Source organism: Kribbella sp. NPDC043289 (assembly GCF_056436705.1).
Map to the genome: position 1 here is coordinate 238,526 of NZ_JBWKCB010000007.1, position 23,437 is coordinate 261,962.

A 23,437-nucleotide genomic window follows, 5' to 3' on the forward strand; every position below is an offset into this window, starting at 1 on the left:
GGATCCGAGCCGGGCTGGAGTGGGGTCACCGCGCCGGCCGCTGAGGAGTGACCGACGCGGCGCCGCGGATCAGGACTTGCGCTTGGTGACCTCTTCGGTGGCCGTCGGAAGCACCTTGTGCAGGTCGCCGACGACGCCGAAGTCGACGAGCTCGAAGATCGGGGCCTCCGGGTCCTTGTTGACGGCGACGATCGTCTTCGAGGTCTGCATACCGGCCCGGTGCTGGATGGCGCCCGAGATCCCGGCGGCGACATACAGCTGCGGGGAGACGGTCTTGCCGGTCTGGCCGACCTGGTAGGCGTGCGGGTACCAGCCCGAGTCGACCGCGGCACGCGACGCACCGACCGCGGCGCCGAGCGAGTCGGCGAACGCCTCGATCGGGCCGAAGTCACCGCCGGTGCCCCGACCGCCGGACACGATGATCGCGGCCTCGGTCAGCTCCGGACGTCCGGTCGCCGCCCGCGGCTTGGACTCGGTGATCCGGGCCGTCTTGGCTGCGTCGGAGATCGAGACGTCGAACTCCTCCACCTCCGGAGACGTCTCCGCGGCCTCGGGGGTGGCGGCGTTCGGCTTGACGGTGATGATCGGCGTGCCGTGGGTGACCTTCGACTGCACGGTGAAGTTGCCCGCGAACACCGACTGCGTGGTGACCGGGCTCCCGCCACCAGCAGCGTCGCCGGCCTGCACGTCGACGGCGTCGGTGATCAGACCGGAGTCCAGCTTGACCGCGAGCCGGGCAGCGATCTCCTTGCCCTCCGCGTTCGACGAGATCAGAATCGCCGCGGGCTCGACCTTCGCCGCGACCTGCTGCAGCGCCTCGGCCTTCGGCGCGACCAGGTACTGCGAGAGGTCGGCGTCGGTCAGCGCGACGACCTTGGTCGCGCCGTACTGCCCGAGGGCCGGCAGCGCGTCCTGCACGCCGTCGCCGATGAAGACCGCGACCGGCTCGCCGAGCCGGCGCGCGATGGTGAGGAGCTCGGCGGTCGTCTTACGGACCGCACCTGCGGTGTGGTCAACGAGAACGAGAACGTTCGACATAGCTCAGCCGCTCCTCAGAGGAACTTGTTCGTGGACAGGAACTCGACGAGCTGCATAGCACCGCTGCCGGCAGCGTCGTCTTCTTGGTCGGTGACGATCGTGCCGGCGGTGCGCGCCGGACGGGCGGTCACCTCGACCACCTCGGTCCACGCGCTCGACCCGCCCACCTGGTCGGCGGTCAGCTCCAGGTCGGCCAGCGACCAGGACTCGACCGGCTTCTTCTTCGCGGCCATGATCCCCTTGAACGACGGGTACCGCGGCTCGTTGGCCTGGTCGGACACCGACAGCACCAGCGGCAGCGTGCCTTCGATCGTCTCGCTCGCGGTGTCGCCGTCGCGGCGGATCCGGACGGTCTGCCCGTCGACGGTCACCTCCGAGCCCAGCGTCACGGCCGGCAGTCCGAGCCGCTCCGACACCATCGCCGGGACGACCCCCATCCCGCCGTCGGTCGAGCCCATGCCGAACACGACCAGGTCCGCCTCGAGCTTGGCCAGCGCCTTCGCCAGGATCAGCGACGTGGCCACCGCGTCCGAACCGTGGATCGCGTCGTCGACCACGTGGACGCCGGCGTCGGCCCCCATCTGCAGACCCTTCTTCACCGCGTCGGCCGCCTGCTCCGGGCCGACAGTGAGGATGGTCACCTCGGCGTCACCGGCCTCCTTGACGGTCAGGGCGGTCTCGACGGCGTACTCGTCCAGCTCGGACAGCAGCCCGTCGACACCGGCGCGGTCCACCGTGTTGTCCTCCGAGCGGAAGCGGCGGTCCGCGGTGGCATCCGGCACGAATTTCGCGCAGACGACGATCTTCATAGCGTGTGGGACCCCTTCTGGTTAACGGTCTCTCCAAGCCTGCCACGGATGTTACTCGCGAGAAACATAACTCCGGTGCGAGTCCCATCACAGTCAACCCGGCGCCAGGACAGCACTAGTCTGACCCAGGTGACCGAGACGTTACCGCTCACCGGCGAGAGAACAGCGCCCGGGATCTGGCACGAGAACTACTGGTTCGCGCGCCACGACGCCGCCTACCGCTGGATCACGGCCAATCTGCCGATCCAACAGACCGGCCCGATCCTCGACGCCGGCTGCGGCGAGGGGTACGGCGCGGAGCAGCTCCGCCTGGCGGGGACGGACTCCGTGACCGGTCTCGACTATGAAGATACGACGTTGCGGCACGTCCGCCGGGTTTATCCACAGCTCAATGTCGTGCGCGGCAATCTGGTGCAGACGCCCTTCACCGACAACGCCTTCACGGTCGTCACGTCGCTGCAGACGATCGAGCACCTCTGGGAGCAGCCGCGCTTCGTCGCCGAGTGCGCGCGCATCCTCGCACCGGGCGGAACGCTGGTCCTGAGTACGCCGAACCGCCTGACGTTCCCGAGCGGGAACTGGTACCACACCCGCGAACTGACAGCCGCCGAGTTCACCGAGCTGCTCGCGCCGCACTTCGAGATCACGCACGCGCTCGGACTCCATCACGGCGTACGGCTGACGGCCTGGGAGAACGAGTTCGGGTCGTGCGTGGACGCGCAGCTCGCGGTCGAGCACGACCAGTGGGACGACAACCTGGCCGCGCTCGTGCGGACGACGACGTACGGGGACTTCGAGATCCGCCCAGGAGACCTGGACGGATCTCTCGACCTGATCCTGGTCGGTACCCCTACGGGCGGATGATCTTCTCGACGATCTTGCCGGCGATCAGGTAGACCAGCGCGGCGATCCCCCAGTTGACCAGGAGCGTGTTCTTCGCGGTCTGCAACCGGAACAGGTCCTTGAACGGACCCACCAGGTCGTGGCCGCGCTCGAGGATCCAGCGCACGATCTCGTTGCTCTGGTTGGTCTGGTCGAGCGCCGTGAACAACGCGCCGAGCGCCAGGACGGCGGCCGCGAGCACCGCGATCAGCCAGATCACCGAGGCGATCAGGTTCCGCAGCTTCCGGACCCCGGAACCGACCGAGCTGAGCGCCTGCTTGCCCTTGCCGGACGAGCCCGACGAACTGCCCTTGGCCGTCGACGGTTTGTTGCCCGCAGCACCAGTTTGGCCGCCGGCCTTCGCAGCCGGCTTGCCCGCCCGGGCCGCTGCCGGACTGTTGCCGGCGGCATCCTTACCCGACGTGTCCGTGGCGTCTGCCGGCTTCGACGGTGCGGCATCCTCCGAGCCGGCCGCACCCGCCGTGCCCGCACCGGACGCAGCCTCGGCCGATGTGGCCGCCGCCTGTTCGCGGGCCCGCTGCTCCGCGACGATCTCCGCCGCCGTCTTCGGGCGGGCAGCCTTCGTCGCGGTCGCCGTACTCGAAGCCGTCGGGCTCGCGCCGGCGTCCACGTCCGGCGCCGTGCCGGCCTTCGCGGCTTCGGCGGCCGTCGCCTTGTCGTCCTGCGTACCCACGTCGTCCATCTCCTCAGCCGGGGTCCGTTCGTCGTCCGTGGCCACCACGGTCGCCCGCTCCGGGTCGGCCGGCGGTCTCCTACGCCGACTCACCGGGACCGGGCGTGGCGACAAGCGGCGGCGGGCGCCCGCTACCGGTGCCGCGCTGCCGTCCGCTGCCTGTGTTTCCGGGTCCATACTTCGCTTCACGCCCATGTGTGATTCGTTCGTTTCAAGCACTGGTTCCAACGTAGCGCCGCCAGGTGCCGCAGACGTCCGGACCGGTCAGCCACGCTACTTCTCCTCTCCGACTCGCATCGGGTCGTGGGCGTCCGACCTGACGTGGGGGCCATAGTGCCCGACTGGTGAGTAACTTGAGAACCCCTCGGGGCTCTCTTTTTCACCATCTGCTTCTACCTCATCACCGGCCGCATCCTCGGCCGCGACGCTCCGGGACGGTCCAGGTGCCGAAGAATCAGCTCCCTCACCCCCGGTTTCCTCGGTCGCGGCGGCCTCCGGTGTGGGAGTGGTGCCGGAGTGCAGCAGGTCGGTCGCTCGGTCGTTGGCCTCGGCCAGGCCGGCCAGGTATTTGCGGCGCTCAGCCGTCGCGGCGTAGCGGGCGGCGCGATCCGCGACCACGACCGCGGGCACGCCGGCAGCCACGGCGTACGCCGGGATGTTGCCCCGGGCAACGCTGTTGGCGCCGATCACCGCACCACGGCCGATATCGGTACCGCGGGTGACGGTGACCTTGGTGGCCAGCCAGCAGTCCGGCCCGATCCGCACCGGCGACTTCACCAGCCCCTGGTCCTTGATCGGCAGGTCGAGGTCCTCGGTCTTGTGGTCGAAGTCGCAGATGTAGGTCCAGTCCGCGATCAGCGTCGACGCGCCGATCTCCACGTCCAGGTAGCAGTTCACCGTGACATCGCGGGCGAACACCACCTTGTCGCCGATCCGCAGCGTGCCCTCGTGCGCGCGCAGCCGGGTCTCGTCACCGAGGTGCACCCATTTGCCGAGCACGATCCGCCCGTGACCGGGCCGCGCCACGATCTCCAGGTGCTTGCCGAGGAACACGAAACCCTCGGTGATCACGTTCGGGTGGCGCAGCTTGAACCAGGCGAACCGCCAGTAGCGCTTCAGGTAGTACGGCGTCCACGCCCGATGGCGCACCACCCAGCGCAGATTCGCCACGGACAGCAACCGCATCAGCACACCTTACTGCGCGACACCCGTGATCGAGACGTTGTAGTACAGCTCATCGGGGACGACGGTCGACAGCGCCTTGTCCACCTTCGACAGCTGCAGCCACGACTTGTACGCGAACATCCGCCACCCGAACCCGAGCTTCTGCTCCGGTACGGCGGCCTCGAACGTCCGGATCGGCCAGCCGACCCACGCCGCGAGCAGCTCCTCCGTGACGGTGGAGACGTCCGTCGCACCGGCCCGCGACGCCATCCGCGCCAGCGTGTCCGGGTCGAACGTGTGCAGGTCCACGACCGCTTCGAGCGCGGCTGCCCGCGACGACTCGTCCAGTTCCTCCTGCGGCCGCCGCCAGTGCGCCAGCGCGGGCAGCTTGGTCACGTTCGTGGTCGCCCACCAGGTGAAGCGCGACAGCCGCCGGGCCACGAAGTCGCCGTACCGCGTGGGTTCGCCGCAGATCACGAAGCGGCCGCCGGGCTTGAGGACGCGCAGCATCTCGCGGAACGCCAGCTCGACATCCGGGATGTGGTGAATCACCGCGTGCCCGATGACGAGGTCGAAGGTGTCGTCGTCGTACGGCAGCTTCTCGGCGTCGGCGACCTTGCCCTCGACCTTGAAGCCGAGCGTCTTCGCGTTCTTCTTCGCAGCCTCGACCATGCCCGGGGAGAGGTCGGTGACGTGTGCCTCATCGAGGACACCGGCGAGCTTGAGGTTCAGCGTGAAGAAGCCGGTGCCGGCGCCGATCTCGAGCGTCTTGCCGTACGGCCAGCCGCGCGATCCGGCGACCGCGGTGAAGCGGTCGCGGGCGTAGTCGACGCAGCGTTCGTCGTACGAGATCGACCACTTCTCGTCGTACGTCGACGCTTCCCAGTCGTGGTACAGCACCTGGGCGAGCTTGTTGTCGTTCCAGGCCGCCTCGACCTCTTCGGCGGTCGCGGCCGGCTTCTCGGTTGCAGACATCAGATTCCCTTGAACTCGGCTTTTCCGGGGCCGTTCTCGACGAAGGACTTCATCCCGATCGTGCGGTCCTCGGTGGCGAACAGTGCGGCGAACTGGGTGCGCTCGATCTCCAGCCCGGTGGCCAGGTCGACGCCGAGTCCGGAGTCGATCGCCTCCTTGGCCGCGCGCAGTGCCATCGCGGCACCCTTGGAGAACTGCGAGGCCCATGCCACGGCCGCGTCGTACACCTCGGCGGCCGGCACCACCTTGTCGACGAGGCCGATCCGCAGCGACTCCTCGGCGTCGACGAAACGGCCGCTGTAGATCAGGTCCTTGGCCTTGGACGGGCCGACCAGCCGGGACAGTCGCTGGGTGCCACCGGCGCCCGGGATGATGCCGAGGAGGATCTCCGGCTGGCCGAGCTTGGCGTCGTCGGCGGCGATCCGGTAGTCGGCGCAGAGCGCGAGCTCGCAGCCGCCACCGAGCGCGTATCCGGTGATCGCGGCGACCGTCGGCTTCGGGATCGCGGCGACCGCGGACAGCGAGGACTGCAGCGGACCGGAGCGCTTGGCCATGTCGGCATACGACATGTCGGCCATCTCCTTGATGTCCGCGCCGGCCGCGAACACCCGCTCGCCGCCGTAGATGACCACCGCGCGGACGTCGTCGTTCGCGGTCGCCTCGAGCGCGGCGGCCCGGATCTCTTCCTGGACCTGCACGTTGAGCGCGTTCATCTTCGGCCGATCCAGCCGGATCGTGCCGACCCCGTCGCTCACGGTGAGATTGACGAACTCGCCCATCACTCGCTCCTCTACAGTTCCCGGGGCCTACCCATCGGTCACATCCCCGGGAACCGTACCGGACAAGAGCAAGCAGAGGTACTACAGGCTCCTAAAGATCGACCGCTTGGCCGGAGGCCGCGGAGCGGCGGGCTCCGTCGACGATCTTCAGCGTGCGGAGGCCGACAGCGCCGTCCGGCTGCGGTACGACGGCCGGCGCCTGACCGGCCTGCGCCGGGCCGGAGGTACGCACCGCGTCCAGGAACGTGTCGAGCAACGACGCGTCCAGGTTGCCGCCGATTCCCAGGAAGACCTCGCCGGACGCGTCCGTGCCGCCGACGTGCGGCAGGAACGGCTCGATCTCCACCGACCCGTTGGTGCCGGTCACCTGCAGCGACACGCCGCCCCACGTCGGACCGTTGTCCGGAACGCTCCAGGAGCAGTCGATCGTTGCCATCAGCCCGTTGTCGTAGTTGATGGTGACCAGACCGCCGGTCTCCACCTCGACGTTCTTGTCCTGGTGCAGGATGCGGTTCGACGCGGCGTACACGCGGGTGGCGGACGCGCCGCCGGTCAGGCCGTCGATCAGGTCCGCGCAGTGCACGGTGTGGTCGACCAGCGCTCCCCCACCGGCCAGCTTCGCGTCGGTGAACCACTGGCGCGCGTCGTACGGGATCTTCCCGTTGTTCGTGCCGAGGATCGCGAAGACGTCACCGAGGCGACCCGCCTCGACGTTGGCCCGCAACTGCGCGTACGACGGCGCGAATCGCACCGGGTACGCGATCATCAGGATCGTCCCGGCCGCCTCGCACGCGGCGAGCATCGCCTCGCCGTCGGCGACCTCGGTGGCCAGCGGCTTCTCGCAGAGCACGTGCGCACCGACCGCGGCGGCCCGCTCGACGAGCTCCCGGTGACCCGCGTTCTCCGAGGTCACGATGACCGCGTCGGGTCCCCAGGCGAACAGTTCGTCGTACGTGTCGACGTACGGGACACCGAAGCGTTCCGCGAGCTCGGCGCCGCGCGGATGCGCGTCCGGCGCCGCGGCACCGTCCGGATCGGCCGCCAGTACGTCGATCTCCGGCATCGACGCAAGCAGGTGCGCGTACGAACCGGCGTGCACATGCGCGAACGAGGCGATCGCAACCTTGAGCGTCATGCCACTGCTCCCGTCGAGACGAAGGTCTTCATGTCGATCGGCTGCCCGGACTCCATCGACGCACGCGCCGCTTCGGCCAGGTACACCGCGGTCGCACCGTCCGACGCCAGCACCCGCGGCTCCGGTCCGCCCCGCAGACCGATCGCGAGCTCACGCAGCTGCACCAGGTACGGGCTCTCTCCCAGCGACGACTCCGGGATTAGCAGGTCACCCGCCGCGGCGCCGTTCTGCAGCTCTTCCTTGTAGCCGCTGCCGCTGTCGGAGGTGAACTTCAGTACGCCGCTCGACCCGGCCACCGTGAAGCCGGTCTGGAACGTCGTACCGGTTGCTCCCCAGGTCGCGCGGCAGTGGCTGATCGCACCGCTCTCGTGGGTGAGCGTGACGTGCGCGGCCACGTTGACCGGGCTGACGCCGTCCACGGTCGGCGGGTTCTGCGCGGCGTACACCGTCGTGACCTCGCCGCAGAGCCAACGGGCCTGGTCGAGGTCGTGCACCATCAGGTCCATGATCACGCCACCGGACCGGGCCACATCCCGGTACCAGCCGGCGCCCGCCGGCGACGAGGCCTGACGGTAGAACCGCGCGACCGCCACGTCCCCGACCCGCCCGGCCTGAATGGCGTCGTACGCCGCCTTGTACGCCGGGAAGAACCGCACCACGTGCGCCGGGTACAGCCGCACGCCGGCCGCCGCGGCGGCATCGATCACCTCGTGCGAGTCAGCCGCGGTGAGGGTCAGCGGCTTCTCGCAGATCACGTTCTTGCCGGCCTTGATCGCGGCCAGCGTGAGCTCCTTGTGGGTCGCCGACGGCGTGACGATGTCGACGAACTCGACCTCGGCCAGCAGCGCGTCCAGCGACGGTGCGACCTCCAGTCCGTACTGTTCCGACAGCTCCTGCGCGCCCTCGAGCGAGTGCACCAGGATGCGGGCACCGAGGGCCTTCCACGACTGCGCGTGGATGCGGGCGATGTTGCCCGCGCCGATCAGACCTACGGTCAGACCGGCCAGCTCTTCCGACATGTGTCCCCCATGACCAGGGATGGGTAAATTATGAACGGTCCTTGCGTATCATTGCGCACAGGCGTTCGCAACTACCGTCTCACGAACACAACCACCTCACTATCGTGAACTGCGCCCGTACTGTGCAGAATGTGCCGGTGACAGAAGCGACCGCCGCCCCGAGCGCCACCGGCCCGTCCGTAGGCACCGGCACGCGTCCGGGCGCTGTGGTCCAGACCGCTGGGACCACCTTCACGCTGTGGGCCCCGGCCGCCGAGCGGGTCGAGCTCGCGCTGATCGCCGACGACGGCAGTCAGCGGAACCTGGACCTCACCCACACCGGCGAGTTCTGGACCGGTTTCGTGCCGGGCGTCGGCGCCGGCCAGCGCTACGGCTACCGCGTGCACGGCCCGTTCGACCCATCGCACGGATTGCGCTTCAACCCGTCGAAGCTGGTCCTCGACCCGTACGCGCGCGCCGTCGACGGCGACCTCGACTTCGGCAGCCCGCTGATCTACGACTCCTCCGACGGCGACTCGGCCGGGCACGTTCCGGTCGGTGTGGTGGTCGCGGAGTCCGAACCGCCGCCCCCGATCAGCAAGCCGGTGCACTGGGGTGAGACGGTCATCTACGAGCTGCACACGAAGGGGTTCACCGAACTGCACCCCGACGTACCCGAGCATCAGCGTGGGACGTACGCCGGGCTCGCGCATCCGTCGGTGATCAAGTATCTGACCGACCTCGGCGTCACGTCGGTCGAGTTGCTGCCGATCCACGAGTTCCTCACCGAGCCGGCGATCGCGGCGCGCGGCCTGCCGAACTACTGGGGTTACAACACACTCGGGTTCTTCGCACCGCACTCGGCGTACTCCTCGTCGGGCTCGCGCGGTGAGCAGGTGGCCGAGTTCAAGGCGATGGTCGCGGCGTTCCATGCAGCCGGCATCGAGGTGATCCTCGACGTGGTCTACAACCACACCGCCGAGGGTGGGTTCGACGGGCCGACGCTGAGCTTCCGCGGCATCGACAACCGCGCGTACTACCGACTCGCGCACGGCGCCGCCATGTACGACGTGACCGGGACCGGCAACTCGGTCGACACCTCCCACCCGCAGGTACGGCGTCTTGTCATGGACTCGCTGCGTTACTGGGTCGAGGAGATGGGCGTCGACGGGTTCCGGTTCGACCTGGCCGTCACGCTGGTGCGCAACGAGCGGCACGAGGTGGACATCCCGGACCATCCGTTCCTCGCCGAGGTCGCGGCGGACCCGGTGCTCGGCCGGGTGAAACTGATCTCCGAGCCGTGGGACATCGGCCCGTTCGGCTACCAGGTGGGCAACTTCGGACCGCCGTGGTCGGAGTGGAACGGCAAGTTCCGCGACAGCGTGCGGGACATCTGGCGGAACATGTCCGACGGCGTGAAGGACCTCGCCTACCGGCTGTCCGGATCGAGCGACCTGTACGGCGACGACGGGCGCTACCCGTATGCGTCGATCAACTTCGTCACCGCGCACGACGGGTTCACCCTGCGCGACCTGGTCAGCTACGACCACAAGCACAACGAGGCGAACCACGAGGACAACCGGGACGGCACCGACGACAACCGGTCCTGGAACTGCGGCCACGAGGGTGAGACCGACGACCAGGGTGTCGTTGCCTTGCGCAAGCGCCAGATGGCGAACCTGATGTCGACGCTGATCCTGTCCACCGGCGTGCCGATGATCACCGCCGGGGACGAGTGCGGGCGGACACAGCACGGCAACAACAACGCGTACTGCCAGGACAGTGAGATCTCCTGGTTCGACTGGTCACTGCCGGCCGCCTGGTCCGACCATTTGGAGCTGACCAAGAAGCTGCTGGCGCTCCGGGCCGCTCATCCGACATTGCGGCAGTGGCACTACTTCTCCGGGCAGCCTGTCGTTCCTGGCGGCCGCAAGGACCTGTCCTGGATCGCACCGCACGGTGGCGAGATGACCGACGCGGACTGGTTCGACGGCAACCTGCGCACGATCGGGATGTTCCTGCACGGTGGTGAGTTGCGGGCCACCGACGAGGAAGGCAACGCGCTGACCGACAGTTCGTTCCTGCTCGCGCTCAACGCCACGCCCGAGACGCGGAACGTCGTCGTACCGGATGCGTCGTGGGCGCCGGCGTACGAGGTGGTGCTGGACACCAGCAACAGCATGGTGACCGAGGTAGAGGCCGGCGCGACGGTGCCGCTCGCACCGCGCTGTCTGGTGCTGCTGCGCGCGCTCTGAGGTCGTTAACCTTTCCCCTGTACATTCGGCGGTCACCTTCTGTTCATGTCTGGGGGGACCGATGTTTCTGCTGCGGCGTGGGCGTGAACGGACCACACCGATCGGTGCGCTGCACCACGCGATCATGCGCTGGGGCGAGGCCGAGCGGACCAGTTCCCGGCTGGCGATCCAGCGCTGGGTCGACGGCGTCGCGTACGTCGACGTCCAAGCGCGCACGTACGCCGACTACTGGACCCGCCAGAACTCGGAGGCCCACTCCGCCGACGGACCGCTCTGGGTCGTCCTGGGCGACTCGACTGCGCAGGGACTGGGCGCGTCGTCCCCACTCCACGGGTACGTCGGCCAGGTACTGAACGCACTGCGCCGGAAGGGCACGCCATGGCGAGTGCTGAACCTGTCCCGCTCCGGTGCGCAGACCCAACACGTCCTGAACGACCAGCTCCCGTTGCTCGACGGACTGACGCCTGCACTCGTCACCTGCGGCATCGGCAACAACGACATCCTCGCCACGCCACCCAAGCGCTTCCGCGACCACCTCAGTCAGGTGATCGATCGGCTGCCCTCCTCGTCGGTCGTCATGGACCTGACTGTCCCGGACCGGCTCTGGCGGATCGGTGGCGCAGTCAGCCCGTACGTGTCCAGCATCAACCAGATGATCAGCAACACGGCCGCGTCCCGTGGACTGCCGGTTGCCGAGGTCTCGCGGTACGCGCGGCCGCCCTGGCGCGGCATGCTCGCGCCGGATGCGTTCCACCCCAACAACCTGGGCTACCGGCGCCACGCGGACGCTCTGCTCGCCGCGCTGCCCAGCGGCGTACTCACGGCCCGAGTAGACGCTCCAAACGGTCCAGCGTCTTCGTGCTCTCCCGCTGGACTCCGATCGGCACAATCGCCGCACGCCCTGGCACCCGAATGCCTCCGGTGAGTGCGACACGTGTCCCACCACCCGGCTCGGCGGCGACTGCCATCCCGATGATCAGGAAGCGGCTCTGCAGCCAGCACCATCCCGGCCGGAACTGACCGCTCAGTCGCGCACGCTGGCCGCGCTTTCCCTTCGCCAGCACGACGACGCGGTCGCCGTCGCGTTCCAGCACCGTCGCCGAGACGAAATCCGCCTGAACGCGGGCGAAGACCTCGAAGTCGGCCAGCATCGCCTTCACCTCATCGGGTTCGGCCGGCAGCACGCGTTCGGTCACCGTGGCACCCGGCACACCCGCCGCGAGGGCACGGAACCGCTCGACGTCCGTCAGTTCGGTTTGTGGCCAGTTCGCCGTCATGATCTCCACGCCTTCCGAAAACTCGCCCGGGCCCGGTGCAGCCGCGACTTCGCCGTACCCGCCGGGACGTCGAGCACCGCGGCTGCCGCTTGTTCGTCCATTCCTTCGAGATCCCGCAGGACCAGGACCGCGCGATGCTCCGGCGAGAGCCGCCGCAGCACGTCCTGTACGTCGACCGCGAGCTGCGGATCGTCCGCGGCCGGGAGTTCCGCGAGCTCGGCCGGCTGCTGCCGCTGCCCGCGGCGCGCGACCCGGACCGCCTCGCGCACCGCGATCGCGCGCGCCCAGCCGAAGACCGCCGCCGGGTTCTCGAGCCCACGCAGCCCACGAAAGATCGCGATCAGCGCTTCCTGCGCCGCATCGGGTCCGTCGGCGAGCGCGATCGGCCCACAGATCTTCCCGACGTACGGCGTGAGCTCGTCGAGCAGCTCGTTCATCGCGACGGTGTCACCGCGCTGGGCCGCCCGGACCTGGTGTTCCTCGATCATCCGAGGAAGGCCGAGACGAGTGGGGTCACCTGATCCGCGCAGTCGACGGTGAGTGCGTGACCGCAGCCGGGCAACACGTGCACGGTTGCGTTGGGCAACAGCTTTCCGAAGCGCGCGGCCTGGTCGACCGGCAGCACGGTGTCGTGGTCGCCCCAGAGCACGAGCGTCGGTTGCCGGGTCGACGGGAGGGCGTGCTCGGTCGCGCTCCAGTCGAGGCCGCGTTCCAGCGCGTACATGGACCGCACGTTGTCACGATACGTTCCGGGGATCCACATCTGGTCGACGAGCTGCGGAGTGACCAGGTTCTGGTGCACGAACAGGCCACGAACCGCGGCGTCGACCATGCCGCGTCTCGTGGCCAGTTTGGCGAGGGCCTCGCCGATGAGTGGTTGTTTGAGAATCTCCCAGCTCCACACGTCCCGCTCGTCCAGACCGGACGGAGAGAGCAGCACGAGCTTGCTGACCCGCTCCGGGTGCCGCTGCGCGTAGGCGAGTCCCCAGCCGCCGCTCCACGAGTTGCCGCCGAGTGCGACGGTCCGGAGATGCACGGCGTCGAGGAACTGGCCGAGGGCGTCGGTCATGCCGTTCAGATCGAAGGCGAAGCGCTCGTCGTGCAGACGGGTCTCGCCCTGTCCTGGCAGGTCGACGACATAGACAGTGTGGTCGTGCGCCAGGGCCGAGAGCTCGGTGTTCCAGGCCGAGGCTGGGGCGGCGCCGGGTGACAAGAGCACCACTGGTGATCCGGTGCCGCGTTGCAGGTAGTGCACCCGCGCCAGTGGAGTGTCGACGTACCTGTCGTCGGCCGTGGTCGCCGCGCTGGGCTGCTCGGTCGGCTGGTAGACGTAGGCGATCAGCGAGAGGGCAACGACACCTACTACTGGCACCGTCACGACGCTGACCTTCAGCCAGCGTGCTCGCAGCAGCTTGAGGTCTACTACGCAGAGAGTGATGCAGGCCGGTGTGTAGAGCAACAGGTTGAGCCAGTAGAACGCAGTACCCGTGTCGCTGAAGACCCAGGCCAGGCCGAGGGCGGCTCTGGCGGCCAAGCCTGCTGCGAGGCCGGCTACTACGAATCTGGCGATTGCCGATCGATCGGACCGGAGTACTGCGAACGCGAGCAGCAGGTGCAGCGCTGCCAGCGGTAGGACCACCTGGGGAGCGAATGACACCTCCCAGCCGAGGACCGCTCGCGAGAGCGATCGCTCGGTGGACGCCGGCCAGACCGCGCCTGTCGCCCAGTAGATGTGCACTGCCGCAAGCAGGACGTGCGCGCCCGCGGCGATTCTTCGAGACTCCATCCCGGCCCCTCCTCAGATGTGCGTGACATCTGCGAAGAGGAGTCGTGCGGTGGAGACGTTCCCCTGCGTGATGCAGGTCTCAGTCTTCGGGGTCCTTCGGAGTCTCGGGCACTACGGGGGCGTCGGCGAGCAGCAGGTAGAGCGAGCGCCGAGCCTCGGCCAGGATCTTCGCGGCCGCGGCACGCTGCTCCTCGGAGCCACTGCGAGCGACCTGCCGAGTGGCTGCATGCAGCTCCTCGAGCAGTCCGCGCAGGTCGGCCCCGGGCTGAGCGCCCGCGAACCCGGCGAACGGGTCGAGCGACGTCTCCCGACGCCCTTCGACAAACTCGCGACCGGCGTCGGTCAGCGTGACGAGCTTGCGGCCGGCCTCCGCGGTCACGGTGACCAGGCCCTCGTCCTCCAGCTGGTTGATGGTCGGATAGATCGCGCCGGGGCTGGGGGTCCAGCGCCCGCCGCTGCGGTCGGCGATGGCCTGCATCAACTGGTAGCCGTGCATCGGCTCCTCAGCAAGCAGCATCAGGACGGCCGCTCGGACATCGCCGCGCGGGGCTCGGCCGCGGCCCGCGCCGCGCCCTGGTCCCCGCCCACCGCGTCCGCGGTGCATCGGCATGCCTTCGCCCGGACGCGGTCCGCCGCGCCGGGGGTGGTGATGGCCGCCTCGGCGGCCTCTGAGTTCGTTGGGGGTGTTCATACTGTCCTCCTCGATATTCTTCATGACACTAACGATATATCGTTACCGTCACTAACACAACCCCGGCCGCGAAACTTCCCTCTGCCCCTGGGGCAGGGTGTTCACTGACGTCCATGACCGGCACACGAGACACCCAGGGCGAGCTGACGATCAGCGAGTTCGGGGGCCGGACCGGCCTCTCACACAAGGCGCTCCGCCTGTACGACGTGTCGGGACTGCTCGCGCCGGCCCGCGTCGACCCGGTCAACGGCTACCGCTGGTACGACGAGGCGCAACTGGAGCGGGCCCGGCGGATCAGCGTGCTGCGGCAACTCGACATGCCGCTGACCACGATCGCCGAGGTGCTCGCGGGAACCGACGAGGAGGCAATGATCCGGCTGGACCGCTGGTGGGCCGCCTCCGAAGCGACCACCGCGGCCCGGCGAGCCACCCTCGACTACCTCCGCGACCGCCTGTCCCGATCCGGTACGTCGGGCCTCGCGCCGCGCCCGGTGCTGACCCGGGACGTCCCGGCGACGAAGATCGCGACGATCCGGGCGGAGACGAACCAGCAGTTGCTGATCGGGATCATCGTGACGTGCACCGACGAGATCACGGCGTACCTGCGGGCCGCCGGGGCGACCGCGGACGTGGGGTCCTGGGTGATCTACCACGGCGCGGTCACGCCCGAGGGTGAGGCGACCGTCGAGGTGTGCGTTCCGTTCGAGGGGCTGGTGGATCCGTCCGGGCGGATCGGGATCCGGGTCGAACCGGCGCACCGGGAGGCGTACTGCACGCTCTCGATGAACGAGTGCGCCTACCCGCGGATCATGCTCGCCTACGACCTTGTCTACGACTGGGCCCGGTCCGCCGGCCTCCCCGAAGCGGGTCCGCCACGCGAGGTGTACCTCCCGGACTGCCAGCTCATCCCCCGCGACGAACCGGCCATGGACGTCGCCCTGCCCATTCTCGAGAGGAAGCTCTGATGGACTACACACGCCAGACCCGGTTCAGCGACCCCGGCGCCCACGCGGCGCTCTTCGACGCGCTGCCGGACGACATCCCGGGGATCGCCGCTGTGGTGCGGAACCTGCTGATCCACTACCGCGCCGGCGGCATCGAGTTCACCGGCGAACGATTGTCGGAGATCGACAGCCGCTACGTCACGGCAATCCTGGACACGGACCAGAAGCGCAACGGTACGGCGCTCGCCGTACCGCGGGAGCCCGTCGACCGGGTGGTCGGCTGCTGCCGGGACTACACCCTGCTGTTCGTGTCGGTCCTGCGCCACAAGGGGATCCCGGCGCGCAGCCGCGTCGGCTTCGGGAACTACTTCGCCGAAGGGTTCGACCACGACCACGTGGTTGCGGAGTACTGGAACGGCGAGCGCTGGGTGATGATCGACGCGCAGATGGACCCGGCGCACGCGGACCTGACCTTCGACGTCGCGGATATGCCGGCCGGGCCGTTCCGATCGGCGGCCGAGGTGTGGCTGGGCTACCGGGCCGGCGAACTCGACGCGGACAAGTTCGGCGCCGACCCCAACCCGAACGCGCCGCTCCGGCTGCACGGCGGCTGGTTCGTCCGGAACTACGTCTGCTACCAGCTGGCGCATCTGAACGGCGACGAGTTGCTGCTGTGGGACAACTGGGGCGCGATGTCCGACACACTGGACGGCGACCTCGGGCTCATCGACCGGATCGCCGAGCTGATGGTTGCCTCGGACAACGGAGACGAGACGGCGACCAAGGAGGTCAACGACCTGTACCGGACCGACGCGAGGCTGACCTTCGCCGGCCGCTCCTTCGTCACCTCCCCCGCCGGCGGCCCGTTCGCCTGGCTGGACGTGTAGTTGCTTCAGCCTTCGAACCCGTGGCGTCCCGGGCAGCGCTCTGACCGCACCGCCCTGGCCGCCGCTTTGGTTGCCTACGGCATGCTCAGCGCTCAGAAAGTCACCGGCCACGGCGCGTAGAGGTTGACCTTCACGACTCGCGGGTCGAACCACACCAGCATGTTGGAGCACCCCTTGGCGTACTCGTTGCGCGAGTTCACCAGATTCGCTCGCGTGAGGCGTTCCTTCGGGACGCGGAAGATCGTCATCACGTGACGTGTCGGCCACGCGTCCTGGGTGTAGGTCTCCTTGTAGTACTCGAGATAGACGTCAGGATCGTTCTGATCCGTGAAGTACTTCCCGCCGTTGAGGAGCGTCCCCGGCGCGAGGCGGTCGCCTCCGTTCGGCCCACGATTCTCCCCCGGCGGGTTCTGCCGGTTGGCGCCGCTGGCGCTGTCCTGCGCGCTGTTGGCCTCGTAGTCACAGGAGAAGATCACCTGCGCCTGCCCGGCCGTCACCGGCAGCGCCTTGTCCGCCACCTTCAACCGATCGACCGTCAACTGCTGGAACGCCTCCTGCGGCGCCGGCGTCCGATGCGGCACCGCGATCGGGGTAGTAGCCGGCACCGTCGGCGGCCCAGGCGTCCCGTTCCTCGCGGACGGCACCGGGGTGTCCCACTCAGCACTCAGGTACGGCGACGGCCGCGACCCCGACGACACCTCCGAACCACACCCCACCAGCAGCACAACAGCCGCCGCGATCCCCCAGACCAAGCGCATACACATCAACCTACGACGACGACAGCGCTGCGGAAGACCAAGCATGCCTGCAACAACCTGCAATTTCAGAACGAGGGACGCAGGTACGTCGTCGGCGAGCTATCAGCCCGCCACATTTCATCAGCAAGGTCGTGCGTTGGAACTCGAGGCGATCTCGAGCGCGGCTCGCTCGTCGGTCGGGTTGATCGGCAGCTCGACAGGAGGTGTTGGTGGATTGGGCGGGATCGGCGTGGCCGCTGAGCGTGGCGGGGTCGCCGTTCGGCGGACACCTCCTGTCGAGCTGCCGGTCGCACAAAAACACCCCCGCCTGGTGAGGCAGGCGGGGGCGTGTCTTTTCTGGGGGGGTGGCTCAGAACTCCGAGCCGGCGGGGAGGTCGGGGGAATCCGGGTCGTCGGGGTCGGACGGGCCGGCCGCGAGGCCGAGCTCGGCGACGCTGGCGAGGCCGGTGTGGTTGGGGACGACGCGGACGGTGTAACCGAACGGACCGGTGCGGTCCAGCTTCAGCTCGCCGTCGTAGCGGTGCCGGTTGCCCTCGTAGGTCTCCGCCAGCGCCAGCGACGCGCGGACCGGGTCCGTGATCTCGTCGTTGGTGTCGACGCGGCCGTGCAGGACCTCGACGCAGATGTCGGACGGCGCCAGGTCACCGAGCGCGGCGAACGCCCGGATCCCGACCGTCGTCCCCAACTGCGGGACGTCGCCGAGACCCTGGAGCTCCACGTGGTCGACCCGGATCTGCGGCCAGGCGGCGCGGACCTTCTGCTTCCACCCGGCCAGCTCGCGAGCACCTTCGTACGTCGAGTTCAGCGACCGCGACGACTGCGCCGCCGGCGCGTACAGCTGCTCGACGTAGTCCTTCACCATCCGGGTCGCGAGCACCTTCGGCCCGAGCTCCTTGATGGTGTGCCGGAGCATCTCGATCCAGCGGCCCGGGACCTCACCGTCGTAGAACCGCGGCGCGACCTGCTTCTCGATCAGGTCGTACATCGCGTGCGCCTCGAGGTCGTCACGCCGGTCAGTGTCCTCGATGCCTTCGGCCGACGGGATCGGCCAGCCGAACTCGTCGTCGTACCACTCGTCCCACCAGCCGTCGCGGATGGACAGGTTGAGCGCACCGTTCAGCGCGGCCTTCATGCCGGACGTGCCGCACGCCTCGTACGGACGCAGCGGGTTGTTCAGCCAGACGTCGCAGCCCGGGTACATCGGCTGCGCGAGCGCGATGTCGTAGTCGGGCACGAACACGATCCGGTGCCGGACCTCCGGGTCGTCGGCGAACCGGACCATCTCCTGGATGAGCTTCTTGCCACCCTCGTCGTGCGGGTGCGCCTTGCCGGCGATGACGATCTGCACCGGACGCTCCGGGTGCAGCAGCAGCGCCTTCAGCCGCTCCGGGTCGCGCAGCATCAGCGTCAGCCGCTTGTACGACGGAACGCGCCGGGCGAAGCCCATCGTCAGCACGTCCGGGTCCAGGATCGAGTCGACCCAGCCGAGCTCGGCGTCGCTGGCCCCGCGGTTCAGCCAGGACTGCCGGACCCGCGACCGGGTGTCGTCGATGAACCGCTGGCGGAGCAGCCGCTTCGTCTCCCAGATCTGCGCGTCCGTGGTCTTGTCCAGACCCTCGAACACGGAGTCGCCGTCGGCGGTGTAGTTCGCGTAGGTGAGGTCGTGGATCTCCCGCGCCACCCAGGTCGGCGCGTGCACGCCGTTGGTGATCGAGGTGATCGGGACGTCGATCGAGTCGAAGCTCGGCCACAGCCCGGCGAACATCCCGCGGCTGACCACACCGTGCAGCCTGGACACGCCGTTCGCGCGCTGCGCCAGCCGCAGACCCATGATCGCCATGTTGAACAGCGCCGGGTCGCCGCCCTCGAAGTCCTCGGCGCCGAGCTCGAGGATCCGCTCGATCGGGACCTCCGGGCCGAACACGTCCGGCGAGAAGTGCTGCTGGATCAGCTCGACCGGGAACCGGTCGATACCGGCCGGCACCGGGGTGTGCGTGGTGAACACGGTGCCACCACGGTTGACCTCGAGCGCGGTGTCGAAGTCCAGGTCCTTGTCGGTCGCCAGCTCGCGGATCCGCTCGATGCCGAGGAAGCCCGCGTGGCCCTCGTTGGTGTGGAACACCTCGGGCGCCGCGTGACCGGTGATCCGGCAGTACGTACGGACCGCGCGCACACCGCCGACGCCGAGCAGCAGCTCCTGGAGCAGACGGTGCTCGGTGGAACCGCCGTACAGCCGGTCGGTGACCTCGCGCTCGGAGGGCTCGTTCTCCTCGATGTCGGAGTCGAGCATCAGCAGCGGCACCCGGCCGACCTGGGCGACCCAGATCTGCGCGTGCAGCTGCCGGTTGCCGGGCAGCGTCAGGGTCACGGTCGCCGGTGCGTCACCATCCCGCAGCAGGCTGATCGGCAGCCCGTCCGGGTCCACCAGGGGGTAACGCTCCTGCTGCCAGCCCTCGCGGTTCAGGGACTGCGCGAAGTAGCCGTGCCGGTACAGCAGACCGACACCGATCAGCGGGACGCCGAGGTCGCTCGCGGCCTTCAGGTGGTCACCGGCGAGGATGCCGAGACCGCCGGAGTACTGCGGGAGCACATGGGTGATGCCGAATTCCGGGGAGAAGTAGGCGACCGCGTCGAGCGGCGAACCGCCCGCGGTCTGGAACCACCGGTCTTCGGTCACATAGCTGTCCAGGTCGGCTACTGCCAGTTCCAGCCGGCGCAGGAAAGCGTGGTCGTTGGCCAGCTCGTCGAGCCGGGCCGCCGGTACCTCGCCGAGCAGCTTGACCGGGTCACCGCCGGTGCTCCGCCACAGCTGCGGGTCCACGGCCTCGAAGACGTCCTGCGTCTCGGGGTGCCAGGCCCAACGGAGGTTGTTCACCAGGGTGCCCAGACCGGTCAGCGGCTCGGGCAGGACAGGGCGGACGGAGAATCGTCGTATCGCTCGCACCGGGACACCGTACCGGCCCGGGGGCCGGAGAACACCCTCGGCATGCATCGATCTTGCAACGCGAGCAAGATTTTGCAGTCCGGCATGTCACAGCGAGGTACTGGGAACCGATAACGTCAGGGCTGTAGACCTCGACCTACTCACCCGTCCGCCGGATCTGCACGTTTCGCAGATCACATCAGCCAGGGAGTTCATCCACGCCATGACTGGGCGCATCCCGATCACCGACGTCACCCCCACAGTCGACGCCGGAGCGTATCCGGCGAAGGCCGCGGTCGGCGAGACGTTCACCATCGCGGCCACGGTCTTCCGAGAAGGCCATGACGCGGTGAACGCGAACGTCGTACTGACCTCGCCGTCGGGACAGACCAGACGGATGCTGATGACGCCGGCCGGTCAGGGCTCCGACCGCTGGACCGTCGACGTGACCCTGCAGGAGCAGGGCGCGTGGACGTTCGCGGTCGAGGGCTGGAGCGACCCGTACGGGACCTGGCGGCACAACGCCGAGATCAAGGTGCCGGCCGGGCTCGACGTCGACCTGATGTTCGCCGAGGGCGCCGCGTTCTTCGATCGCGCCGCAGCCGGCGTACCGCCCGCCGTCCGCGCGGACCGTGGCACGCTGAGCGATGCCGCGCACGCGCTGGCGAACGGCGCGCTGCCGCCGGAGGCACGGCTGGCCGCGGGCATCTCGCCGCAGGTACGGTCGGCCCTCGGGCGCTACCCGGTGCGCGAGCTGATCACGTCGTCGGAGACCTACCCGGTGTGGGTCGACCGGACCCGTGCGCTGTACGGCAGCTGGTACGAGTTCTTCCCGCGCTCCGAGGGCGCGGAGTACGACGAGGAAGCCGGCGAGTGGAAGTCCGGAACCTTCCGGACCGCGGCGAACCGGCTCGAGGCCGTCGCGAAGATGGGCTTCGACATCCTCTACGTGCCGCCGATCCACCCGGTCGGCCACTCGTTCCGCAAGGGCCCGAACAACACCCTCGACCCGAAGCCGGGCGACCCGGGTTCGCCGTGGGCGATCGGCTCCGAGGACGGCGGGCACGACGCGATCCACCCCGAGCTCGGCACCTTCGAGGACTTCGAGTACTTCGTCGGCCGCGCCCGTGAGGTCGGTCTCGAGGTCGCCATCGACCTGGCGCTGCAGGCCTCGCCGGACCACCCGTGGGTGAAGGAACACCCGAAGTGGTTCTCGGTCCGCGCCGACGGCTCGATCGCGTACGCGGAGAACCCGCCGAAGAAGTACCAGGACATCTACCCGATCAACTTCGACAACGATCCCGAAGGCATCTACGCCGAGGTACTGCGGATCGTGAAGCTGTGGATCTCCAAGGGCGTCACGGTGTTCCGGGTCGACAACCCGCACACCAAGCCGGTGAACTTCTGGGAGTACCTGCTCGGCGAGATCCGCAAGACCGACCCGGACGTGGTGTTCCTGTCCGAGGCGTTCACCCGGCGGCCGATGATGCGCGAACTGGCGAAGGTCGGGTTCCACCAGTCGTACACCTACTTCACCTGGCGCAACGAGAAGTGGGAGCTCGAGGAGTACCTGCAGGAGCTCACCGAGGAGAGCGCGCACTACCTGCGGCCGAACTTCTTCGTGAACACCCCGGACATCCTCACGGCGTACCTGCAGTACGGCGGTCCGGGCGCGTTCAAGATCCGCGCGGCGATCGCCTCCACGTCCTCGCCGGCCTGGGGTGTCTACGCCGGGTACGAACTGTTCGAGCACGTTGCGCTGCGGCCCGGCTCGGAGGAGTACCTGGACACCGAGAAGTTCCAGCTCCGCCCGCGCGACTGGGCGGCCGCCGAGGCCGAGGGGCGCTCGCTGGCGCCGTACCTGACGCTGCTGAACAACGTCCGCCGCCGCCACCCGTCGCTGCAGCAGCTGCGCAACCTCACCCTGCACTCGGTCGACGACGAGGCGATCATGTGCTTCTCGAAGCGCTCGACCGCACCGGACGGCCACAGCGACACCGTGATCGTGGTCGTGAACACCGACCCGCACTCGGTCCGCGAGTCGATGGTCCACCTCGACATGGCCGCCCTCGGCATGCGCCCCGAGGACACCTTCACCGTGTACGACGAGATCAGCGGCGCGACGTGGCGCTGGGGCCAAAGCAACTACATCCGCCTCGACCCCAACGCCGAACCAGCCCACATCCTCGCCGTCCGCCGCGGCCAAGCCTGATCCGACCTGACGGTTGGGAAAGAAAACGTCACTGAGTGACCTCTTCTTTCCCAACCTCGGGGCCCAACCGCCTACAGAGGGACGGTTTCTGGGTATTTGAGGCCGGCGCCGGTGTTGAGGGCTACTACCTGGTCGTCGGGGTGGATCCAGCCGGTGGCGCGGAGGGATCGGATGGCGGCGAAGTTGGCGGCGCCTTCGGGGCAGATGTAGGTGCCTTCGAGGCGGGCCGCGGTGTGGAGTTCGGCGAGGATGTCGGCGTCGTCGACCGCGATCGCGCAGCCGCCGGTTTCCGCGAGCGCCTGGAGCACCAGGAAATCGCCGAGGGCCTTGGGGACGGTGATGCCGAAGGCAACGGTCTGTGCGTCCACCCAGGGCTCGCTCTCCGGCAGGCCCTTCTCCCACGCGCGGACGATCGGCGCGCAGCCGGTCGACTGCACCGCGACCAAACGCGGCAACGGACCCTCGATCCAGCCGAGTTCGAGCAGCTCGTTCAGCGCCTTCCAGATGCCGATGATCCCGACCCCGCCACCGGTCGGGTACACGATCACATCGGGCAGCTGCCAGTTCAGCTGCTCGGCGATCTCCAGGCCCATCGTCTTCTTGCCCTCGATCCGATAAGGCTCCTTCAGCGTCGACGCGTCGAAGTACCCCTCCTGGGTCCGCACATAAGCCGCCGCATCGCCGATCAGCCCGTCGATCAACTGCAGCCGCGCGCCGACCGCGGTCACTTCGCGCCGGCAGATCTCGGGGGCCGCGATCGGCATCGCGATCAGCGCCTCCATCCCGGCCCGCGCCGCGTACGCCGCCCACGCGGAGCCGGCGTTCCCGTTCGTCGGCATCGCGATCTTGCGGACGCCGACCTCGTACGCGCGAGACACCCCGACCGCCGCACCACGGGCCTTGAACGTCCCGGTCGGGATCAGCCCCTCGTCCTTCATGAGCAGACGGTCGACACCGAGCTCAGCGCCGTACCGCGGCATCGGCAGTAGCGGGGTCATCCCCTCCCCCAGCGTCACCACGTTGTCGGGCGACCGCACCGGCAGCAGCTCGTGATACCGCCACAGGTCCGGCGGCCGCGCGGCCAGGTCCTCCTTCTGCAGAGTCGGTACGCCGTACCTCGCGAGCAGCGGTGATCCGCACGGACACAGGCCGATGATCTGGTCGGCGTCGTGGGTGGCTCCACAACGAGGGCACTCGAGATGGCTCAGCGCAGAGAAGGTCACTCCCGAG

Annotated in this window: 21 protein-coding genes; 6 read left to right on the top strand and 15 right to left on the bottom strand. The window is 68.8% G+C overall.

Features of this window, described 5'->3' with window-relative positions; translation table 11 throughout:
* Positions 1-69: 69 nt before the first annotated feature.
* Together AC0662_RS34265 and AC0662_RS34270 are read right to left on the bottom strand one after the other, a co-directional pair.
* Positions 70-1,038 carry an electron transfer flavoprotein subunit alpha/FixB family protein gene (locus AC0662_RS34265; RefSeq protein WP_452201626.1) on the bottom strand — a complete coding sequence of 323 codons (969 nt, stop codon included), beginning with the start codon at positions 1,036-1,038 and terminating at the stop codon, positions 70-72.
* A gap of 14 nt (positions 1,039-1,052) precedes the next feature.
* Entirely contained in the window at positions 1,053-1,847 is a 795-nt protein-coding gene (locus tag AC0662_RS34270; protein WP_452201628.1) for an electron transfer flavoprotein subunit beta/FixA family protein, read from the bottom strand.
* A gap of 129 nt (positions 1,848-1,976) precedes the next feature.
* On the opposite strand from AC0662_RS34270, the gene AC0662_RS34275 reads away from it, so the two are divergent.
* Positions 1,977-2,711: a class I SAM-dependent methyltransferase gene (locus AC0662_RS34275; RefSeq protein WP_478305859.1), complete on the top strand. Its 735-nt coding sequence runs from the start codon at positions 1,977-1,979 to the stop codon at positions 2,709-2,711.
* Here AC0662_RS34275 and AC0662_RS34280 read toward each other — a convergent pair.
* The 6 genes from AC0662_RS34280 to AC0662_RS34305 all read right to left on the bottom strand — a co-directional run bounded on the left by AC0662_RS34280 (position 2,698) and on the right by AC0662_RS34305 (position 8,495).
* Positions 2,698-3,600 carry a hypothetical protein gene (locus AC0662_RS34280; protein ID WP_478305861.1) on the bottom strand — a complete coding sequence of 301 codons (903 nt, stop codon included), beginning with the start codon at positions 3,598-3,600 and terminating at the stop codon, positions 2,698-2,700. The genes AC0662_RS34275 and AC0662_RS34280 overlap by 14 nt on opposite strands.
* Positions 3,601-3,696: 96 nt before the next feature.
* The gene (locus AC0662_RS34285; RefSeq protein WP_478305863.1) at positions 3,697-4,608 is read right to left on the bottom strand and encodes an acyltransferase; all 912 of its coding nucleotides are present in this window, start codon (positions 4,606-4,608) and stop codon (positions 3,697-3,699) included.
* A 9-nt stretch (positions 4,609-4,617) separates the two neighbouring features.
* Positions 4,618-5,562, bottom strand: coding sequence for a class I SAM-dependent methyltransferase (locus AC0662_RS34290; protein WP_478305865.1), 945 nt, complete (start codon positions 5,560-5,562; stop codon positions 4,618-4,620).
* A complete protein-coding gene (locus tag AC0662_RS34295; RefSeq protein WP_478305867.1) occupies positions 5,562-6,341 on the bottom strand; it encodes an enoyl-CoA hydratase/isomerase family protein in 780 nt (259 codons plus the stop codon). The genes AC0662_RS34290 and AC0662_RS34295 overlap by 1 nt, the downstream gene beginning before the upstream one ends.
* 91 nt (positions 6,342-6,432) lie before the next feature.
* Entirely contained in the window at positions 6,433-7,476 is a 1,044-nt protein-coding gene (locus tag AC0662_RS34300) for a Gfo/Idh/MocA family protein (RefSeq protein WP_478305869.1), read from the bottom strand.
* Positions 7,473-8,495 carry a Gfo/Idh/MocA family protein gene (locus AC0662_RS34305; protein ID WP_478305871.1) on the bottom strand — a complete coding sequence of 341 codons (1,023 nt, stop codon included), beginning with the start codon at positions 8,493-8,495 and terminating at the stop codon, positions 7,473-7,475. The genes AC0662_RS34300 and AC0662_RS34305 overlap by 4 nt, the downstream gene beginning before the upstream one ends.
* Before the next feature lie 137 nt (positions 8,496-8,632).
* Here AC0662_RS34305 and glgX point away from each other — a divergent pair, with 137 nt between their 5' ends.
* Together glgX and AC0662_RS34315 are read left to right on the top strand one after the other, a co-directional pair.
* Positions 8,633-10,729 carry a glycogen debranching protein GlgX gene (glgX, locus tag AC0662_RS34310; protein ID WP_478305872.1) on the top strand — a complete coding sequence of 699 codons (2,097 nt, stop codon included), beginning with the start codon at positions 8,633-8,635 and terminating at the stop codon, positions 10,727-10,729.
* A 61-nt stretch (positions 10,730-10,790) separates the two neighbouring features.
* Positions 10,791-11,654 carry an SGNH/GDSL hydrolase family protein gene (locus AC0662_RS34315; protein WP_478305874.1) on the top strand — a complete coding sequence of 288 codons (864 nt, stop codon included), beginning with the start codon at positions 10,791-10,793 and terminating at the stop codon, positions 11,652-11,654.
* On the opposite strand, the gene AC0662_RS34320 is transcribed toward AC0662_RS34315, so the two are convergent.
* The 4 genes from AC0662_RS34320 to AC0662_RS34335 all read right to left on the bottom strand — a co-directional run bounded on the left by AC0662_RS34320 (position 11,548) and on the right by AC0662_RS34335 (position 14,507).
* Positions 11,548-12,006: a hypothetical protein gene (locus tag AC0662_RS34320; protein ID WP_478305876.1), complete on the bottom strand. Its 459-nt coding sequence runs from the start codon at positions 12,004-12,006 to the stop codon at positions 11,548-11,550. The genes AC0662_RS34315 and AC0662_RS34320 overlap by 107 nt on opposite strands.
* A complete protein-coding gene (locus tag AC0662_RS34325; RefSeq protein WP_452201648.1) occupies positions 12,003-12,494 on the bottom strand; it encodes an RNA polymerase sigma factor in 492 nt (163 codons plus the stop codon). Before AC0662_RS34325 ends, AC0662_RS34320 begins: the two co-directional genes overlap by 4 nt.
* Positions 12,491-13,792 carry an alpha/beta fold hydrolase gene (locus tag AC0662_RS34330; protein ID WP_478305878.1) on the bottom strand — a complete coding sequence of 434 codons (1,302 nt, stop codon included), beginning with the start codon at positions 13,790-13,792 and terminating at the stop codon, positions 12,491-12,493. The genes AC0662_RS34325 and AC0662_RS34330 overlap by 4 nt, the downstream gene beginning before the upstream one ends.
* Positions 13,793-13,871: 79 nt before the next feature.
* On the bottom strand, positions 13,872-14,507 hold the full coding sequence (locus tag AC0662_RS34335) for a PadR family transcriptional regulator (protein ID WP_452201652.1): 636 nt from the start codon (positions 14,505-14,507) through the stop codon (positions 13,872-13,874).
* Between the two features lie 89 nt (positions 14,508-14,596).
* Between AC0662_RS34335 and AC0662_RS34340 the strand changes: the two genes are divergently transcribed.
* Positions 14,597-15,448 (top strand): MerR family transcriptional regulator, encoded by an 852-nt coding sequence (locus AC0662_RS34340; RefSeq protein ID WP_452201654.1) that lies wholly within the window; start codon positions 14,597-14,599, stop codon positions 15,446-15,448.
* Positions 15,448-16,314, top strand: a complete 867-nt coding sequence (locus tag AC0662_RS34345; RefSeq protein WP_478305880.1) for a transglutaminase domain-containing protein — start codon at positions 15,448-15,450, stop codon at positions 16,312-16,314. Before AC0662_RS34340 ends, AC0662_RS34345 begins: the two co-directional genes overlap by 1 nt.
* Positions 16,315-16,406: 92 nt before the next feature.
* Here the strand turns inward: AC0662_RS34345 and AC0662_RS34350 are convergent, their stop codons facing one another.
* Together AC0662_RS34350 and glgP are read right to left on the bottom strand one after the other, a co-directional pair.
* Positions 16,407-17,072, bottom strand: a complete 666-nt coding sequence (locus AC0662_RS34350; RefSeq protein ID WP_452201658.1) for a hypothetical protein — start codon at positions 17,070-17,072, stop codon at positions 16,407-16,409.
* A 349-nt stretch (positions 17,073-17,421) separates the two neighbouring features.
* Positions 17,422-20,016, bottom strand: coding sequence for an alpha-glucan family phosphorylase (gene glgP / locus AC0662_RS34355; RefSeq protein ID WP_452203817.1), 2,595 nt, complete (start codon positions 20,014-20,016; stop codon positions 17,422-17,424).
* A 202-nt stretch (positions 20,017-20,218) separates the two neighbouring features.
* Between glgP and AC0662_RS34360 the strand changes: the two genes are divergently transcribed.
* The gene (locus tag AC0662_RS34360) at positions 20,219-22,207 is read left to right on the top strand and encodes an alpha-1,4-glucan--maltose-1-phosphate maltosyltransferase (protein ID WP_452203818.1); all 1,989 of its coding nucleotides are present in this window, start codon (positions 20,219-20,221) and stop codon (positions 22,205-22,207) included.
* Between the two features lie 71 nt (positions 22,208-22,278).
* Here AC0662_RS34360 and AC0662_RS34365 read toward each other — a convergent pair whose 3' ends face one another.
* The gene (locus tag AC0662_RS34365) at positions 22,279-23,430 is read right to left on the bottom strand and encodes a threonine synthase (protein WP_452203819.1); all 1,152 of its coding nucleotides are present in this window, start codon (positions 23,428-23,430) and stop codon (positions 22,279-22,281) included.
* Positions 23,431-23,437: the final 7 nt, after the last annotated feature.

What these genes read in the sequence shown, in the direction of transcription:
- AC0662_RS34265 (WP_452201626.1), bottom strand. Translation starts at nt 1,038, where the DNA reads ATGTCGAACGTTCTCGTTCTCGTTGACCACACCGCAGGTGCGGTCCGT.
- AC0662_RS34270 (WP_452201628.1), bottom strand. Translation starts at nt 1,847, where the DNA reads ATGAAGATCGTCGTCTGCGCGAAATTCGTGCCGGATGCCACCGCGGAC.
- AC0662_RS34280 (WP_478305861.1), bottom strand. Translation starts at nt 3,600, where the DNA reads ATGGACCCGGAAACACAGGCAGCGGACGGCAGCGCGGCACCGGTAGCG.
- AC0662_RS34285 (WP_478305863.1), bottom strand. Translation starts at nt 4,608, where the DNA reads ATGCGGTTGCTGTCCGTGGCGAATCTGCGCTGGGTGGTGCGCCATCGG.
- AC0662_RS34290 (WP_478305865.1), bottom strand. Translation starts at nt 5,562, where the DNA reads ATGTCTGCAACCGAGAAGCCGGCCGCGACCGCCGAAGAGGTCGAGGCG.
- AC0662_RS34295 (WP_478305867.1), bottom strand. Translation starts at nt 6,341, where the DNA reads ATGGGCGAGTTCGTCAATCTCACCGTGAGCGACGGGGTCGGCACGATC.
- AC0662_RS34300 (WP_478305869.1), bottom strand. Translation starts at nt 7,476, where the DNA reads ATGACGCTCAAGGTTGCGATCGCCTCGTTCGCGCATGTGCACGCCGGT.
- AC0662_RS34305 (WP_478305871.1), bottom strand. Translation starts at nt 8,495, where the DNA reads ATGTCGGAAGAGCTGGCCGGTCTGACCGTAGGTCTGATCGGCGCGGGC.
- AC0662_RS34315 (WP_478305874.1), top strand. Translation starts at nt 10,791, where the DNA reads ATGTTTCTGCTGCGGCGTGGGCGTGAACGGACCACACCGATCGGTGCG.
- AC0662_RS34320 (WP_478305876.1), bottom strand. Translation starts at nt 12,006, where the DNA reads ATGACGGCGAACTGGCCACAAACCGAACTGACGGACGTCGAGCGGTTC.
- AC0662_RS34325 (WP_452201648.1), bottom strand. Translation starts at nt 12,494, where the DNA reads ATGATCGAGGAACACCAGGTCCGGGCGGCCCAGCGCGGTGACACCGTC.
- AC0662_RS34330 (WP_478305878.1), bottom strand. Translation starts at nt 13,792, where the DNA reads ATGGAGTCTCGAAGAATCGCCGCGGGCGCGCACGTCCTGCTTGCGGCA.
- AC0662_RS34335 (WP_452201652.1), bottom strand. Translation starts at nt 14,507, where the DNA reads ATGAAGAATATCGAGGAGGACAGTATGAACACCCCCAACGAACTCAGA.
- AC0662_RS34340 (WP_452201654.1), top strand. Translation starts at nt 14,597, where the DNA reads ATGACCGGCACACGAGACACCCAGGGCGAGCTGACGATCAGCGAGTTC.
- AC0662_RS34345 (WP_478305880.1), top strand. Translation starts at nt 15,448, where the DNA reads ATGGACTACACACGCCAGACCCGGTTCAGCGACCCCGGCGCCCACGCG.
- AC0662_RS34350 (WP_452201658.1), bottom strand. Translation starts at nt 17,072, where the DNA reads ATGCGCTTGGTCTGGGGGATCGCGGCGGCTGTTGTGCTGCTGGTGGGG.
- AC0662_RS34360 (WP_452203818.1), top strand. Translation starts at nt 20,219, where the DNA reads ATGACTGGGCGCATCCCGATCACCGACGTCACCCCCACAGTCGACGCC.